Below are 12489 nucleotides of genomic sequence, written 5' to 3'. Positions count from 1 at the left end.
CAGTTCACCGGCCCAACTTGCCTGTACGCAGAAGACGTTGGCGCGGAGTGACGGATTCCGCCGGGCAACTCACCCTCCGCTGCGGATGGTTCGATTCCGTTCGCCTTCGCGCGTGACTTGCGCCACTGATCGCCCGTTGTCTTCTTATGAGCCGGGCACCCCCGGTCCGCACGCAACGATTCCGAGGAGCCACCCGTGCCGCGCATGCTCGACGTCGGCGACGACGTCCGCGCCGAGATCGGCGACGAAGAAGCCGACCGGCTGCTCGCCGGAGAGAACGCCCCGGGCAGTTACGACTGCACCTCCTGCCGTACCCCCGGCGACACGGAGCAGGAACGCACCAGCACGGTCCTGTTCATCGGCGACGAGACCGCCGTACTCGCCTTCGCCCACGCCACCTGCCTGCCCTCCCAGATCGTCCAGGTCTCCGAGGAGCAGCTGCAGGGCGCCGTCCGCTCGATCACCGGCGAGGACGGCACCGGCCTCGCCGGGGTCCCCGCCCCCGCTCCCGGCGAGGGAGTGCCCGACCAGGCCGTCCTCGGCGTGACCAGCGGTCTCGTCCTCATCGAGGGCGAGCTGCGGCCCGCGCTCGTCGTCGAGCCGACCGGCGCCATCGCGCGCCCCGGCTCCGCGCCCGGCGGCGGCGACGACTTCCTGCAGCTCCTGGTCGAGCAGGGCTTCCACCCGGTGGCCTCCCTCGACGGCGTACCCCCGGTGCTGCACGGCTGGTCCGTGCTGCTCGCCGCGGGACAGCTGCACGCCGTGCTCCAGCCCGGCGCGGGCGGCGGCTCCCCCGTCGCCTGGTGGCAGGCCCACCACCCGCTCCAGGTCACCGAGGCCTGGCGGGCCGCGGCCAACAAGCTCCAGACGGTGCTCCTGTTCGCGGCGCCGGTCGGCTCCATCGGCCGCCAGCCCCGCGAGGACCTGCTGCGCGGCGCCCTGGACAAGGCGGCGGTGCACGGACGTCTGGTCGCGGCGGCGATGCCGCTCGCCGGCACCTGAGCCCCCGCGGGCCGCGCCGCCGCCACGCCCCGGGTCCCGGCTGCGCCGGTCACGCTCCCGGCGCCCCGTGAAAGCGGCGCGGCCCCCGCATCCGTACGCGGACGGGGTCGTTGGCACATACGTGCACACATACGACCCCTCCCGCCCCCGGCCGGCGTACCAGTCCCCCATCCCCTCCATGCGCTCGGCGCAGGAGACGGGGGCCGACCACTCGGCCACACCGATCTACGACGCGCTCTACTCGGAGTACCGCAGGTCGTTCAAGGCCCTTCCGGGAGACCGGACCGGCGAGGAGGATCTGGGCTTCACGTCGTTCGGCGGCGCGCCGTACGGCACCCACCGTGTCGGTGACCGGCACGATCCGCGGCACAACACCTTCAGCCAGCTGCACGTCACCCGCTACGGCCACGAGCAGCACGGCACCGTGCACCAGCAGTTCCCCGCGGCGCTGCCGCCGGGGCCGCGCAGGGGGATCTGAGGCGCCGCCGCCGACGCAATGGGCCGGGCCCCGCCTTCGACATGAAGGCGGGGCCCGGCCCATTGGTCCGTCCGTGCTTACTTCTTGCGGCCGCGCTTCTCACGCACCCGCACCGAGATGTGGATCGGCGTGCCCTCGAAGCCGAACTCCTCACGGAGCCTGCGCTCCACGAAGCGGCGGTAGCCGTGCTCGATGAAGCCGGAGGAGAAGAGCACGAACCGCGGCGGCTTCGTGCCCGCCTGCGTGCCGAAGAGGATGCGGGGCTGCTTGCCGCCCCGGATCGGGTGCGGGTGGGAGGCCACGAGCTCGCCGAGGAAGGCGTTGAGCCGCCCCGTCGGGACGCGCGTCTCCCAGCCCGCGAGGGCCGTCTCGATCGCCGGGACGAGCTTCTCCATGTGGCGGCCGGTCTCGGCGGAGACGTTGACGCGCGGGGCCCACGCGACCTGGAGGAGCTCGGTCTCGATCTCCCGCTCCAGGTAGTAGCGGCGCTCCTCGTCGAGGACGTCCCACTTGTTGAACGCGACGACGATGGCACGGCCCGCCTCGACGGCCATCGTGACGATGCGCTGGTCCTGGACGCTGATCGACTCGCTGGCGTCGATCAGGATGACCGCGACCTCCGCCTTCTCGACGGCGGCCGCCGTGCGCAGCGATGCGTAGTAGTCGGCACCCTGCTGGAGGTGGACGCGCTTGCGGATGCCCGCGGTGTCCACGAACTTCCAGACGACGCCGCCGAGTTCGATGAGCTCGTCGACCGGGTCACGCGTGGTGCCCGCGACCTCGTTGACGACCACGCGGTCTTCGTTCGCCACCTTGTTGAGCAGGGACGACTTGCCGACGTTCGGGCGGCCGATGAGCGCGATGCGGCGCGGACCGCCGACCGCGAGGCCGAAGGTCGTGGCGGGTCCCTCGGGCAGCGCGTCCAGGACGGCGTCCAGCATGTCGCCGGTGCCGCGGCCGTGCAGGGCGGAGACAGGGTGCGGCTCGCCGAGACCCAGGGCCCACAGGGCGGTGGCGTCGGCCTCGCCGGACTGGCCGTCGACCTTGTTGGCGCACAGGACGACGGGCTTGCCCGACTTGCGGAGCAGCCGGACGACCGCCTCGTCCGTGTCGGTGGCGCCGACGGTGGCGTCCACGACGAAGACGACCGCGTCGGCCGCCTCGATCGCGTACTCGGCCTGGGCGGCCACGGACGCGTCGATGCCGAGGACGTCCTGCTCCCAGCCGCCGGTGTCGACGAGCCTGAAGCGGCGGCCCGCCCACTCGGCCTCGTACGTCACGCGGTCGCGGGTCACGCCGGGGCGGTCCTCCACGACGGCCTCGCGGCGGCCGATGATGCGGTTGACGAGGGTCGACTTGCCGACGTTCGGGCGTCCGATGACGGCGAGCACGGGCAGCGGGCCGTGGCCCGCCTCCCCGATCGCGCCCTCGACGTCTTCGGCGTCGAAGCCCTCTTCCGCGGCGAGCTCCATGAACTCCGCGTACTCGGCATCGCCAAGCGCCCCGTGCTCGTGTTCAGCCGAGCCTTCGGGCTGGATCTGGTCGTTCATGAAGTCCGTACCTCTGTCGTATTCGTGATCGGTGGCCACCTCGGAGGGGCCACTACTGAAAGTCTCGCTCAGCGCCCGGTCAGGCGCCTGGCGTCGTCCAGGTGGGCGGTGAGCCGCTCCTGGATGCGCACGGTCGCCTCGTCCAGCGCCTTGCGCGTACGCCGTCCGCTGCCGTCGCCCGCTTCGAAAGGGTCGCCGAAGACGACGTCGACCCTGCTGCGCAGTGGGGGCAGCCCCTTTATCAACCGTCCGCGCTTCTCCGTGCTTCCCAGGACCGCGACCGGCACGATCGGCGCTCCGCTGCGTACGGCGAAGTAGGCGAGGCCGGCCCGCAGCGAGGCGAAGTCTCCCTCGCCCCGGGTGCCCTCGGGGAAAATCCCGAGAACGCCGCCGTCGTCGAGCACGCCGAGGGCCCGGGTGATCGCCGTGCGGTCGGCGATCTCACGGTCCACCTTCACCTGCCCGATGCCCTGGAGGAAACGGTCCAAGGGCCCGATGAACGCTTCCTTCTTGATGAGGAAGTGGGTCGGCCTGGGCGCCGTGCCCATCACCATCGGACCGTCGACGTTGTGGGAGTGGTTCACGGCCAGGATCACCGGGCCGGTCGCGGGGACCTTCCAGGCGCCGAGGACGCGGGGCTTCCACAGGCCGTACATGAGGCCGACGCCGATGCGGCGGCCGACCTCCGCACCCCGTTCCGATGGCGCCGCGGTCACTTCGCTGCCCGCTTCTCCTCGACGAGGGTGACGACGCACTCGATGACCTGCTGCAGCGTGAGCTCGGTGGTGTCCACCTCGACGGCGTCGTCGGCCTTGGCCAGCGGCGACGTCTTGCGGCTCGAGTCGGCGGTGTCCCGCTTGATGAGCGCCTCACGCGTGGCGGCGACGTCGGCGCCCTTGAGCTCGCCGCTGCGGCGGGCGGCGCGGGCCTCGGGCGAGGCCGTGAGGAAGATCTTCAGGTCGGCGTCGGGCAGGACGGTCGTACCGATGTCACGCCCCTCGACGACGATGCCCTTCTCGGCGGACGCGGCGATGGTGCGCTGCAGCTCCGTGATGCGGGCGCGCACCTCGGGGACGGCGCTGACGGCGCTGACCTTCGAGGTGACGTCGGTGGTGCGGATCGGGCCCGCGACGTCCGTGCCGTCGACCGTGATGGTCGGGGCGAGCGGGTCGGTGCCGGAGATGATCTCGGGCTTGCCCGCGACCGCGGCGATGGCGGTCGGGTCCGTCAGCTCGATGCCGTTGTGCACCATCCACCACGTGATCGCGCGGTACTGGGCACCGGTGTCCAGGTAGCTGAGGCCGAGCTGGGCGGCGACGGCCTTCGAGGTGCTCGACTTGCCCGTGCCGGAGGGCCCGTCGATGGCGACGATCACTGCTGCGGGCGCCGGGCCGGCGGTTTCCACGGTTTCCACGGGGTGCGAGCACCTTTCTGTGTGCACAGGGCTGGAGCAGGGCGGCATTCTTGCCCTGCATAAGGTTACTGGCTCCCACGCTTGTCTCTTACTGCCCGGTGGGGTGCCCCTGTCCCGCCCGCTTCGCGGCGGATCTTTTCCCTCCGGCCCGCCCGATGCCCCGCGGCATCTACTGGCGGATCGACCAGCCTCGCTCCCTCAGGCCCGCCGTCAGGGTCGGGACCGCCTTCGGTTCCACCAGGAGCTGCACGAGGCCCGCCTGCTGGCCCGTCGCATGCTCGATGCGTACGTCCTCGATGTTCACCCCGGCCCGCTCCGCGTCGGCGAAGATCCTCGCCAGCTGTCCCGGCTGGTCGTCGATGAGCACCGCCACGACCTCGTACGCCGTCGGCGCCGCCCCGTGCTTGCCGGGCACCCGGATCTGGCCCGCGTTGCCGCGCCGCAGCACGCCCTCGACCCCCGCGGCTCCCTCGCGCCGCTTCGCGTCGTCCGCCGACTGCAGGGCCCGCAGCGCCGTCACCGTCTCGTCGAGATCGGTGGCGACGGCGGAGAGCAGGTCGGCGACGGGGCCGGGGTTGGCGGAGAGGATGTCGATCCACATCCGGGGGTCGGAAGCGGCGATGCGCGTGACGTCGCGGATGCCCTGGCCGCAGAGGCGCACCGCGGTCTCCTCGGCGTTCTCCAGGCGCGCGGCGACCATGCTGGAGACCAGGTGCGGCATGTGCGAGACGAGCGCGACCGCGCGGTCGTGGGCGTCGGCGTCCATGACGACCGGCACGGCACGGCAGAGGGCGACGAGCTCCAGGGCGAGGTTGAGGACCTCGGTGTCGGTGTCGCGGGTCGGCGTGAGCACCCACGGCCGCCCCTCGAAGAGGTCGGCGGTGGCGGCGAGGGGACCGCTGCGCTCGCGCCCCGACATGGGGTGCGTGCCGATGTACGGGGTGAGGTCGATGCCGAGGGCCTCCAGCTCCCGGCGCGGACCGCCCTTGACGCTCGCCACGTCGAGGTAGCCGCGGGCCACGTCGCGCCGCATGACGTCGGCCAGGGTCGCCGCGACGTGCGCGGGCGGCACGGCGACGACGCACAGGTCGACGCGCCCCTCGGGCGCTTCGTCGGTGCCGGCGCCGAGCGCAGCCGCCGTGCGGGCCTGCCCGGGGTCGTGGTCGGCGAGGTGCACGGCCACACCGCGCGAGGCGAGGGCCAGGGCGGCGGAGGTGCCGATCAGGCCGGTTCCGATGACGAGGGCGGTTCTCACTGGGCGATGTCCTTGCGCAGGGTGGCCGCGGCGCCGAGGTAGACGTGCGTGATCTCCGCGCGGGGCTTCTCGGACTCTATGTGCGCGAGGACGCGGACGACCCGCGGCATGGCTCCCTCGATCTGCAGCTCCTGCGCGCAGATCAGCGGGACGTCCACGATGCCGAGCCTGCGGGCGGCCGCCGCGGGGAAGTCGCTGTGCAGATCGGGCGTCGCGGTGAACCAGATGCTGATCAGGTTCTCCTGGGTCAGCGCGTTCCGCTCGAGGATGGCGGTGAGCAGCTCGCCGACCTGCTCGTCCATGTGGTCGGCGGCGTCCCGCTCCAGTTGGACGGCGCCCCGGACCGCTCGTACCGCCACAGTGGTGCTCCTCGCTCGCGTACGTACGACTGATGTACCGACAAGGGTAATCAGGGCCCCGGGGACGAGTGCGCGGCGCCCGCCTGCCGAGACGGACGCCGCGTGCCCCACCGGGGTGGGGTCAGAGCTTCTGCTCCTTGATGAGGTCCTCCAGCGAGCCCGTGGGGACCTGCCCCTGCGGGGTCAGCTTGTCGACGGCCTGGGGCAGCTGCTGCGCGATCTGGTCGGCGGCCTCGTCACGGCTGACGCCCGCGTCGGCGGCCACCTTGTCCAGGGTCTCGTCGGGGACGGACTGCTTGACCTGGTCCGGGCTCAGCGGCTGGTTGTCGCCCTTGCCGACCCAGGAGTCCAGCTGCTCCTGGCTGACCAGGCCCGACTTCGTGATCATGTCCATCAGGCCGCCCAGCGGATTGCCGCCGGAGCCGCCCTGGCCGCCCGCGGCACCGCCCGCTCCGCCCGCGCCGCCGCCGCCGAGGAGGCCGCCGAGCAGTGAGCCGAGGACGTTGCCGCCTCCGGAGCCACCGGCCTGGCCGCCTTGGCCGCCGCCGAGGAGACCGCCGAGAAGGCTTCCCAGATCGTTACCCGCCATGGTCGCGCCTTTCGAGTGAGTGGCCGGGCCGGCGCCTCGAACGGGCGCGGACCTCAGACCATGCCAATGTCACCCGAATCGCCCCCTGTCGCCACTTGGCCCGATTGATGGCCGTTCAACTATGGACGCCGGGGCACGGGTCCGCTTGCATGGAGGGTCTGGCACGGCCCACGCCTCGGGGGAGGCCGCATGAAGCGCTCCGGACCGCTCTACACGCTTCTCGGGGGACTACTGCTCGCCCTGTGCATGCTGTCGCTGAACGCGACGACAGGGGAGGGGAATTCGTCGTACGGACAGGACTCGCCCGGCGCCTCCGCGGCGCCGGCGCCCTCGTCCGCGAAGCCCACCAAGAGCACGCCCGCACCCACCAAAAGCCCGTCCAAGAGCCCGTCCAAGAGCCCGCCGAAGAAGCCGAGCGGGAAGTCCGAGTACGCGGGCCGCACGGCCGACGACGCCGCCGCGGTCTCCCTCTCGATCCGTGACGACAAGGCCATCGCGTACTACTGCAACGGCCGCGACGCCGAGTCCTGGCTGAAGGGCGACGTCGAGGACGACGGCTCCATGCGCCTCACCGGCAAGGACGGCGCGAAGCTGGACGCCACGCTCGCCGACAACGCGGTCCGCGGCAAGGTCGAGATCGACAAGCAGCCACGGGACTTCACCGCCGCCAGGGCCAAGAAGCCCTCCGGCCTGTACCGCGCGACGACCGAGGTGCGCGGCGCCGAGATCGACGGCGGCTGGATCGTCCTGCCCGACGGGCGGCAGGTCGGGATCCTCAAGGAGGACGGCAAGCCGCGGAAGGCCCCGCGCCTCGACCCGGAGACCGGCACCGTCCCGTTCGACGGCGGCGAACTCACCGCCCGTCCCGTCGTGCCCTGACCCCGCTCCGCCCCGACCAGGGAGCCGCCATGAGCGTCGATCCGAACGCCGCGACACAGGGCGGCTTCGGCCCGCCCCCGGCGGCGGGCGACCACCGCCGCCCGCACCCCGCCCGCTACCTCGTGCCCGCCCTGGTCGCCGCGGCCGTCGCCGTCGGCCTCGGCGTGTACGGCAAGACGCACGCCCCCGAGGGCACGGCCTTCAACCTCGCCGGGTTCAGCAGCACGAGCGCGGTCAAGGCCTGGCTCGGCACGACGGCGTTCGCCTTCGCGCTGGTCCAGGTCGTCTCGGCGTTCATGGTGTACGGGCGCCTGCCGGGACCGTCCTGGTCGTCGGCGCTGCACCGCTGGTCGGGCCGGATCGCGTTCCTGGTGGCGGTCCCCGTGGCGGTCCACTGCCTCTACGCCCTTGGCTACCAGACGTACTCGAGCCGGGTGATGTGGCACTCGCTGCTCGGCTGCTTCTTCTTCGGCGCGTTCAGCGCCAAGATGCTGCTGCTGCGCTCGGAGAAGCTGCCCGGCTGGCTGCTTCCGGTGGTCGGCGGCCTGGTCTTCGTGGTCCTCACGGTGGTCTGGTGGACGTCGGCGCTGTGGTTCTTCCGCACGTTCGGGGTGACGACATGAGCGGCGCGCGGCCCTCGCGGCGCACCGTCATCGCCGCGGGCGGCGCGGTCGCGCTGACCGCCGGGTGCAGCAAGTACGGGGACGAGGGCGCGGAACCGGAGCCGCCGAAGTCGCAGCCGACGTCCGCATCGCCCTCGGCGTCGAAGCCGGGCGGCAAGGACAAGGACCAGGATCAGGATCAACCACCGCCCAAGGCAGAGGAGTTGGCCAAGACCTCCGACATCCCTGTCGGCGGCGGGAAGGTCCTCAAGGACAAGAAGATCGTCGTGACCCAGCCCGAGGAGGGCGACTTCAAGGCGTTCTCGGCGGTCTGCACGCACTCGGGCTGCACGGTCAGCGAGGTGGCCGACGGCACGATCAACTGCGCCTGCCACGGCAGCAAGTACCGCGTGGCGGACGCCTCGGTCGCGGGCGGCCCCGCCCCACGCGCGCTCCCCCCGCAGAACATCACGGTCACCGGAAATTCGATCACCCTCGGCTAGCCCCTGGCCGTACGCTCCCGGCATGCACCACCCCAAGGACAACAAGGACGCCAAGGACGCCAAGGCCCTGGACCCGGACCTGGACCCGGACCTGGCTCTCGTACGCGACCACACCGTCTACGCCTGCGTGATGGGCTCGCGCGCCTTCGGCCTGGCCACGGACGGCAGCGACACCGACCGCAGGGGCGTCTTCCTGGCCCCGACCCCGCTCTTCTGGCGCTTCGAGAAGCCGCCCACGCACGTGGACGGACCGGCGGAGGAGCAGTTCAGCTGGGAGCTGGAGCGCTTCTGCGAGCTGGCCCTGCGCACCAATCCGAACATCCTGGAGTGCCTGCACTCGCCCCTGGTGGAACACGTGACGGACACCGGCCGTGAACTCCTCGCCCTGCGCGACGCGTTCCTCTCCCGCCAGGCCCACACCACCTTCGTCGGCTACGCGCTGGGCCAGCACAAGAAGCTGGAAGCGGACGTACGCCTGCACGGCGCACCCCGCTGGAAGCACGCGATGCACCTCCTGCGCCTCCTGACGAGCTGCCGCGATCTGCTGCGCACCGGCGAGCTGACCCTCGACGTCGGCGACCAGCGCGAGCCGCTGCTCGCGGTCAAGCGCGGCGAGGTCTCCTGGCGGGACGTCGAGTCCTGGATAAACCGCCTCGCGGACGAGGCGGACGCGGCGGCCACGCGCACGCCCCTGCCACCCGAACCGGACCGCCGCCGGATCGAGGACTTCCTGTTCCGCGTACGCCGGACGTCGGCGGCGGCAGCGGCCTAGGCGCCCTGGTCCCAGAGCGCCCCGAGCCCGAGCAGCTCCGCGCGGTACTCGATCCGCTCGGCCCACTCGGCGGGCCAGACGTCCGCGCCCAGGTGGGCGCCCGCGAACGCGCCGGCCAGGCAGGCGATCGAGTCGGAGTCGCCGGAGGTGCAGGCGGCCCTGCGCAGGGCGGTGAGGGGCTCGTCCACGAACTGCAGGAAGCACAGCAGCCCCGTGGCGAGCGCCTCTTCGGCGATCCAGCCCTCGCCCGTGGCCAGGCAGGGGTCGGTCTCCGGGTTGGTGTGCCTCAGCGCGGCCTCCAGGCGCTCGAGGACGGCCAGGCACTCGTCCCAGCCCCGGGCGATGAACGCCCCCGGCGTCGGATCGCCCCCGCGCGTCCACAGCTCGCCGAGCCAGTTCGCGTGGTACGTCTCGCGGTTCTCGTACGCGTAGGAGCGCAGCAGCCCGACGAGCCCCGTCGGCTCGGCGCCCTGGGCGAGCAGCCGCACGGCGTGCGCCGTGAGGTCCGAAGCGGCGAGCGCCGTCGGGTGGCCGTGGGTGAGCGCGGACTGCAGCTGGGCGGCGCCCGCCCGCTGCTCGTCGCTCAGGCCGGGGACGAGCCCGATGGGCGCGACGCGCATGTTGGCGCCGCAGCCCTTGGAGTGCACCTGGCTCGCCTCCTCCCACGGCTTGCCGGTCTTGAGGAGGTAGCAGGCCTTCAGGCAGGTGTTGCCGGGGGCGCGGTTGTTCTCCGGCGACTGGTACCACTCCACGAACTCCTCGCGCACCGGCCGCTCCATCCGCCTGGGCCCGAGCGGTCCACGGTCCATGGCGGTACGCAGGCCACGGCCGAGCGCGAGCGTCATCTGCGTGTCGTCCGTGACGATCGCGGGCCTGGGCAGCCGCATCTCCCGCCAGGGCCCGCACTTGGCGAGGATCGACGGCACGTCGTTGAACTCGGTCGGGAAGCCGAGCGCGTCCCCGAGGGCGAGACCTATGAGGGATCCGGTGGCGGCACGCTTCATGAGGGCTGTCCTTCCGAGGGGGTGGCCGTGGGGCGGAGCAGGGGCGGGTGCAGGGAGGTGGCCGGGCCCGCGCGGTACAGGGCCGCCGGTTTGCCGCGGCCGCCGGTGAGGCGCGCGGCCCCGGGGATCGCCTCGACGAAGCCGGACGTGCCGAGCACCTTGCGCCGGAAGTTGGCCGGGTCGAGCTCGGCGCCCCACACGGTCTCGTAGACCTGCCGCAGCTCGCCGAGCGTGAACTCGGGCGGGCAGAAGGCGGTGGCGAGGCCGGTGTACTCGAACTTGGCGCAGACGCGGTCGTGGGCGTCGGCGAGGATCCGGTCGTGGTCGAAGGCGAGCGGGCCCTGGGTGCCGTACGGGAGCCACTCCGCGCGGGCGGCGTCGCTGCCGGCGCGCACGGCGGGCGGATCGGGGACGAGCGCCGCGAAGGCGACGGAGACGACGCGCATCCGCGGATCGCGGCCGGGTTCGCTGTAGGTGCGCAGCTGCTCCAGGTGCAGCCCGTCGCTGTCGGCGAGGCCGGTCTCCTCGGCGAGCTCCCGTCCCGCCGCCGTCTCGGCCGACTCCTCGGGCAGCACGAATCCGCCGGGCAGCGCCCAGCGGCCCGCGTACGGCTCCTGGCCGCGCTCGACGAGCAGCACGTGCAGGCGGCCCGCGCGCACGGTGAAGACGGCGAGGTCGACGGTCACCGCGAACGGCTCGAAGGCGTACTTGTCGTAGCCCTGCATGACTCCCCCTCCCTTTATGGTCACTGAGACTATAAAGGGAGGGGGAGCGCCCTGCAAGACACAAAAAAGGCGGCCGGCCCCCTGCATGTGCAAGGGACCGGCCGCCTTCGGTGACCTCAGTGGCGCCTACGGCCTAGAGGTCGACTTCCTGCATGAGCATGCCGACCTCGGTGTTCGACATCCTGCGCAGCCACCCCGACTTCTGGTCGCCAAGGGTGATCGGCCCGAAGGACGTCCGCACCAGCTTGTCGACCGGGAAACCGGCCTCCGCGAGCATGCGGCGCACGATGTGCTTGCGGCCCTCGTGCAGCGTCACCTCGACCAGGTAGTTCTTGCCGGTCTGCTCGACGACGCGGAAGTGGTCCGCGCGGGCGTACCCGTCCTCGAGCTGGATGCCGTCCTTGAGCTGCTTGCCCAGGTCGCGCGGGATCGGACCCACGATGTGCGCGAGGTAGACCTTCTTCACGCCGTACTTCGGGTGCGTGAGGCGGTGGGCCAGCTCACCGTGGTTGGTGAGCAGGATGACGCCCTCGGTCTCCGTGTCCAGACGCCCCACGTGGAAAAGACGCGTCTCGCGGTTGGTCACGTAGTCGCCCAGGCACTGGCGGCCCTCGGTGTCCTCCATGGTGGAGACGACGCCTGCGGGCTTGTTCAGCGCGAAGAACTGGTACGACTGGGTGGCGACCGTCAGGCCGTCGACCTTGATCTCGTCCCGCTCCGGCTGGACCCGCAGGCCCTGCTCCATCACGATCTCGCCGTTGACCTCGACACGGGCCTGCTCGACGAGCTCCTCGCAGGCACGGCGCGAGCCGTAGCCCGCACGGGCGAGGACCTTCTGCAGCCGCTCGCCCTCCTGCTCGGCGCCCGGGAAGGTCTTGGTCGGGCTCACCTTCGGCTTGCCCGCGTACCGCTCGCGGTTGCGCTCTTCCTGCCGCGCGTCGTACTCGCGGGACGTCGCGGGAGCTCCCGCGCCGCGCCGCGTACCCCTGTCCGAGCCCTGAGGGGCCCTGGGGCCGCCCTTGGCGCCACCGCGCGCGGCCGCGCCACGGCCCTTGCGGGAGGCGTCGCCGCCCACGTCGTAGCGGCGCTCCTCGGGACGGGGCTTGCTCTCCCGCTTCGGCGCGGCCTGGTCGTCGCGCGCGCCACCGGCGCCGCGGCCCTGCCGGTCCGGGCTGTTGCCGGAACCCCGGTAGTCACGGCCGCCACCGCTCGGGCGCCCACCACCGCTCGGGCGGCCGCCGCCACTCCCGCGGCCTCCGCCGCTCGGGCGCCCACCGCTGCTGCCACGGCTGCCGCTGTTGCCACCACGGCTCCCGCCGTTGTTTCCGCTGCTGTTCCTGCCGTTGCTGCTTCGCAT

Annotated in this window: 15 protein-coding genes; 6 read left to right on the top strand and 9 right to left on the bottom strand. The window is 72.4% G+C overall.

Annotated features, from left to right (window positions below):
• Positions 1 to 195 precede the first annotated feature (195 nt).
• Together ABZ833_RS29445 and ABZ833_RS29440 are read left to right on the top strand one after the other, a co-directional pair.
• Positions 196 to 1002 carry a hypothetical protein gene (locus ABZ833_RS29445; RefSeq protein WP_361052516.1) on the top strand — a complete coding sequence of 269 codons (807 nt, stop codon included), beginning with the start codon at positions 196 to 198 and terminating at the stop codon, positions 1000 to 1002.
• 178 nt (positions 1003 to 1180) lie between these two features.
• A complete protein-coding gene (locus ABZ833_RS29440) occupies positions 1181 to 1480 on the top strand; it encodes a hypothetical protein (RefSeq protein ID WP_361052513.1) in 300 nt (99 codons plus the stop codon).
• Positions 1481 to 1557: 77 nt separating this feature from the next.
• Here ABZ833_RS29440 and der read toward each other — a convergent pair whose 3' ends face one another.
• From der to ABZ833_RS29410, 6 genes are all read right to left on the bottom strand, one after another.
• Positions 1558 to 3030, bottom strand: a complete 1473-nt coding sequence (gene der / locus ABZ833_RS29435; protein ID WP_361052510.1) for a ribosome biogenesis GTPase Der — start codon at positions 3028 to 3030, stop codon at positions 1558 to 1560.
• A gap of 68 nt (positions 3031 to 3098) precedes the next feature.
• A complete protein-coding gene (locus ABZ833_RS29430; protein ID WP_361052507.1) occupies positions 3099 to 3785 on the bottom strand; it encodes a lysophospholipid acyltransferase family protein in 687 nt (228 codons plus the stop codon).
• A complete protein-coding gene (cmk, locus tag ABZ833_RS29425; RefSeq protein ID WP_249590806.1) occupies positions 3743 to 4444 on the bottom strand; it encodes a (d)CMP kinase in 702 nt (233 codons plus the stop codon). The genes ABZ833_RS29430 and cmk overlap by 43 nt, the downstream gene beginning before the upstream one ends.
• A 169-nt stretch (positions 4445 to 4613) precedes the next feature.
• Positions 4614 to 5699: a prephenate dehydrogenase gene (locus ABZ833_RS29420; protein ID WP_361052503.1), complete on the bottom strand. Its 1086-nt coding sequence runs from the start codon at positions 5697 to 5699 to the stop codon at positions 4614 to 4616.
• Positions 5696 to 6058, bottom strand: a complete 363-nt coding sequence (gene aroH / locus ABZ833_RS29415; protein WP_249590804.1) for a chorismate mutase — start codon at positions 6056 to 6058, stop codon at positions 5696 to 5698. Before aroH ends, ABZ833_RS29420 begins: the two co-directional genes overlap by 4 nt.
• 121 nt (positions 6059 to 6179) lie before the next feature.
• Positions 6180 to 6647: a YidB family protein gene (locus tag ABZ833_RS29410; RefSeq protein ID WP_361052500.1), complete on the bottom strand. Its 468-nt coding sequence runs from the start codon at positions 6645 to 6647 to the stop codon at positions 6180 to 6182.
• 189 nt (positions 6648 to 6836) lie between these two features.
• On the opposite strand from ABZ833_RS29410, the gene ABZ833_RS29405 reads away from it, so the two are divergent.
• From ABZ833_RS29405 to ABZ833_RS29390, 4 genes are all read left to right on the top strand, one after another.
• The gene (locus tag ABZ833_RS29405) at positions 6837 to 7526 is read left to right on the top strand and encodes a hypothetical protein (protein ID WP_361052497.1); all 690 of its coding nucleotides are present in this window, start codon (positions 6837 to 6839) and stop codon (positions 7524 to 7526) included.
• Positions 7527 to 7555: 29 nt separating this feature from the next.
• The gene (locus ABZ833_RS29400) at positions 7556 to 8149 is read left to right on the top strand and encodes a DUF6529 family protein (protein ID WP_361052494.1); all 594 of its coding nucleotides are present in this window, start codon (positions 7556 to 7558) and stop codon (positions 8147 to 8149) included.
• A complete protein-coding gene (locus ABZ833_RS29395; protein ID WP_361052491.1) occupies positions 8146 to 8631 on the top strand; it encodes a Rieske (2Fe-2S) protein in 486 nt (161 codons plus the stop codon). The genes ABZ833_RS29400 and ABZ833_RS29395 overlap by 4 nt, the downstream gene beginning before the upstream one ends.
• 79 nt (positions 8632 to 8710) lie before the next feature.
• On the top strand, positions 8711 to 9403 hold the full coding sequence (locus ABZ833_RS29390; RefSeq protein ID WP_361053002.1) for a nucleotidyltransferase domain-containing protein: 693 nt from the start codon (positions 8711 to 8713) through the stop codon (positions 9401 to 9403).
• Here the strand turns inward: ABZ833_RS29390 and ABZ833_RS29385 are convergent.
• The 3 genes from ABZ833_RS29385 to ABZ833_RS29375 form a co-directional block, all read right to left on the bottom strand.
• Positions 9400 to 10407 (bottom strand): ADP-ribosylglycohydrolase family protein, encoded by a 1008-nt coding sequence (locus ABZ833_RS29385; protein ID WP_361052488.1) that lies wholly within the window; start codon positions 10405 to 10407, stop codon positions 9400 to 9402. The genes ABZ833_RS29390 and ABZ833_RS29385 overlap by 4 nt on opposite strands.
• Positions 10404 to 11132, bottom strand: coding sequence for an NUDIX domain-containing protein (locus ABZ833_RS29380; protein ID WP_361052485.1), 729 nt, complete (start codon positions 11130 to 11132; stop codon positions 10404 to 10406). Before ABZ833_RS29380 ends, ABZ833_RS29385 begins: the two co-directional genes overlap by 4 nt.
• A 133-nt stretch (positions 11133 to 11265) precedes the next feature.
• The gene (locus ABZ833_RS29375; RefSeq protein ID WP_361052482.1) at positions 11266 to 12489 is read right to left on the bottom strand and encodes a pseudouridine synthase; all 1224 of its coding nucleotides are present in this window, start codon (positions 12487 to 12489) and stop codon (positions 11266 to 11268) included.

This window comes from Streptomyces sp. NPDC047525 (assembly GCF_040643025.1).
In the GTDB taxonomy this organism is placed as follows: domain Bacteria; phylum Actinomycetota; class Actinomycetes; order Streptomycetales; family Streptomycetaceae; genus Streptomyces; species Streptomyces durmitorensis.
Note: the sequence above shows the minus strand (reverse complement) of the source record. Positions and strands in the feature narration are given on the sequence as shown.

What these genes read in the sequence shown, in the direction of transcription:
- ABZ833_RS29440 (WP_361052513.1), top strand. Translation starts at nt 1,181, where the DNA reads ATGCGCTCGGCGCAGGAGACGGGGGCCGACCACTCGGCCACACCGATC.
- der (WP_361052510.1), bottom strand. Translation starts at nt 3,030, where the DNA reads ATGAACGACCAGATCCAGCCCGAAGGCTCGGCTGAACACGAGCACGGG.
- ABZ833_RS29410 (WP_361052500.1), bottom strand. Translation starts at nt 6,647, where the DNA reads ATGGCGGGTAACGATCTGGGAAGCCTTCTCGGCGGTCTCCTCGGCGGC.
- ABZ833_RS29405 (WP_361052497.1), top strand. Translation starts at nt 6,837, where the DNA reads ATGAAGCGCTCCGGACCGCTCTACACGCTTCTCGGGGGACTACTGCTC.
- ABZ833_RS29400 (WP_361052494.1), top strand. Translation starts at nt 7,556, where the DNA reads ATGAGCGTCGATCCGAACGCCGCGACACAGGGCGGCTTCGGCCCGCCC.
- ABZ833_RS29395 (WP_361052491.1), top strand. Translation starts at nt 8,146, where the DNA reads ATGAGCGGCGCGCGGCCCTCGCGGCGCACCGTCATCGCCGCGGGCGGC.
- ABZ833_RS29385 (WP_361052488.1), bottom strand. Translation starts at nt 10,407, where the DNA reads ATGAAGCGTGCCGCCACCGGATCCCTCATAGGTCTCGCCCTCGGGGAC.
- ABZ833_RS29380 (WP_361052485.1), bottom strand. Translation starts at nt 11,132, where the DNA reads ATGCAGGGCTACGACAAGTACGCCTTCGAGCCGTTCGCGGTGACCGTC.
- ABZ833_RS29375 (WP_361052482.1), bottom strand. Translation starts at nt 12,489, where the DNA reads ATGCGAAGCAGCAACGGCAGGAACAGCAGCGGAAACAACGGCGGGAGC.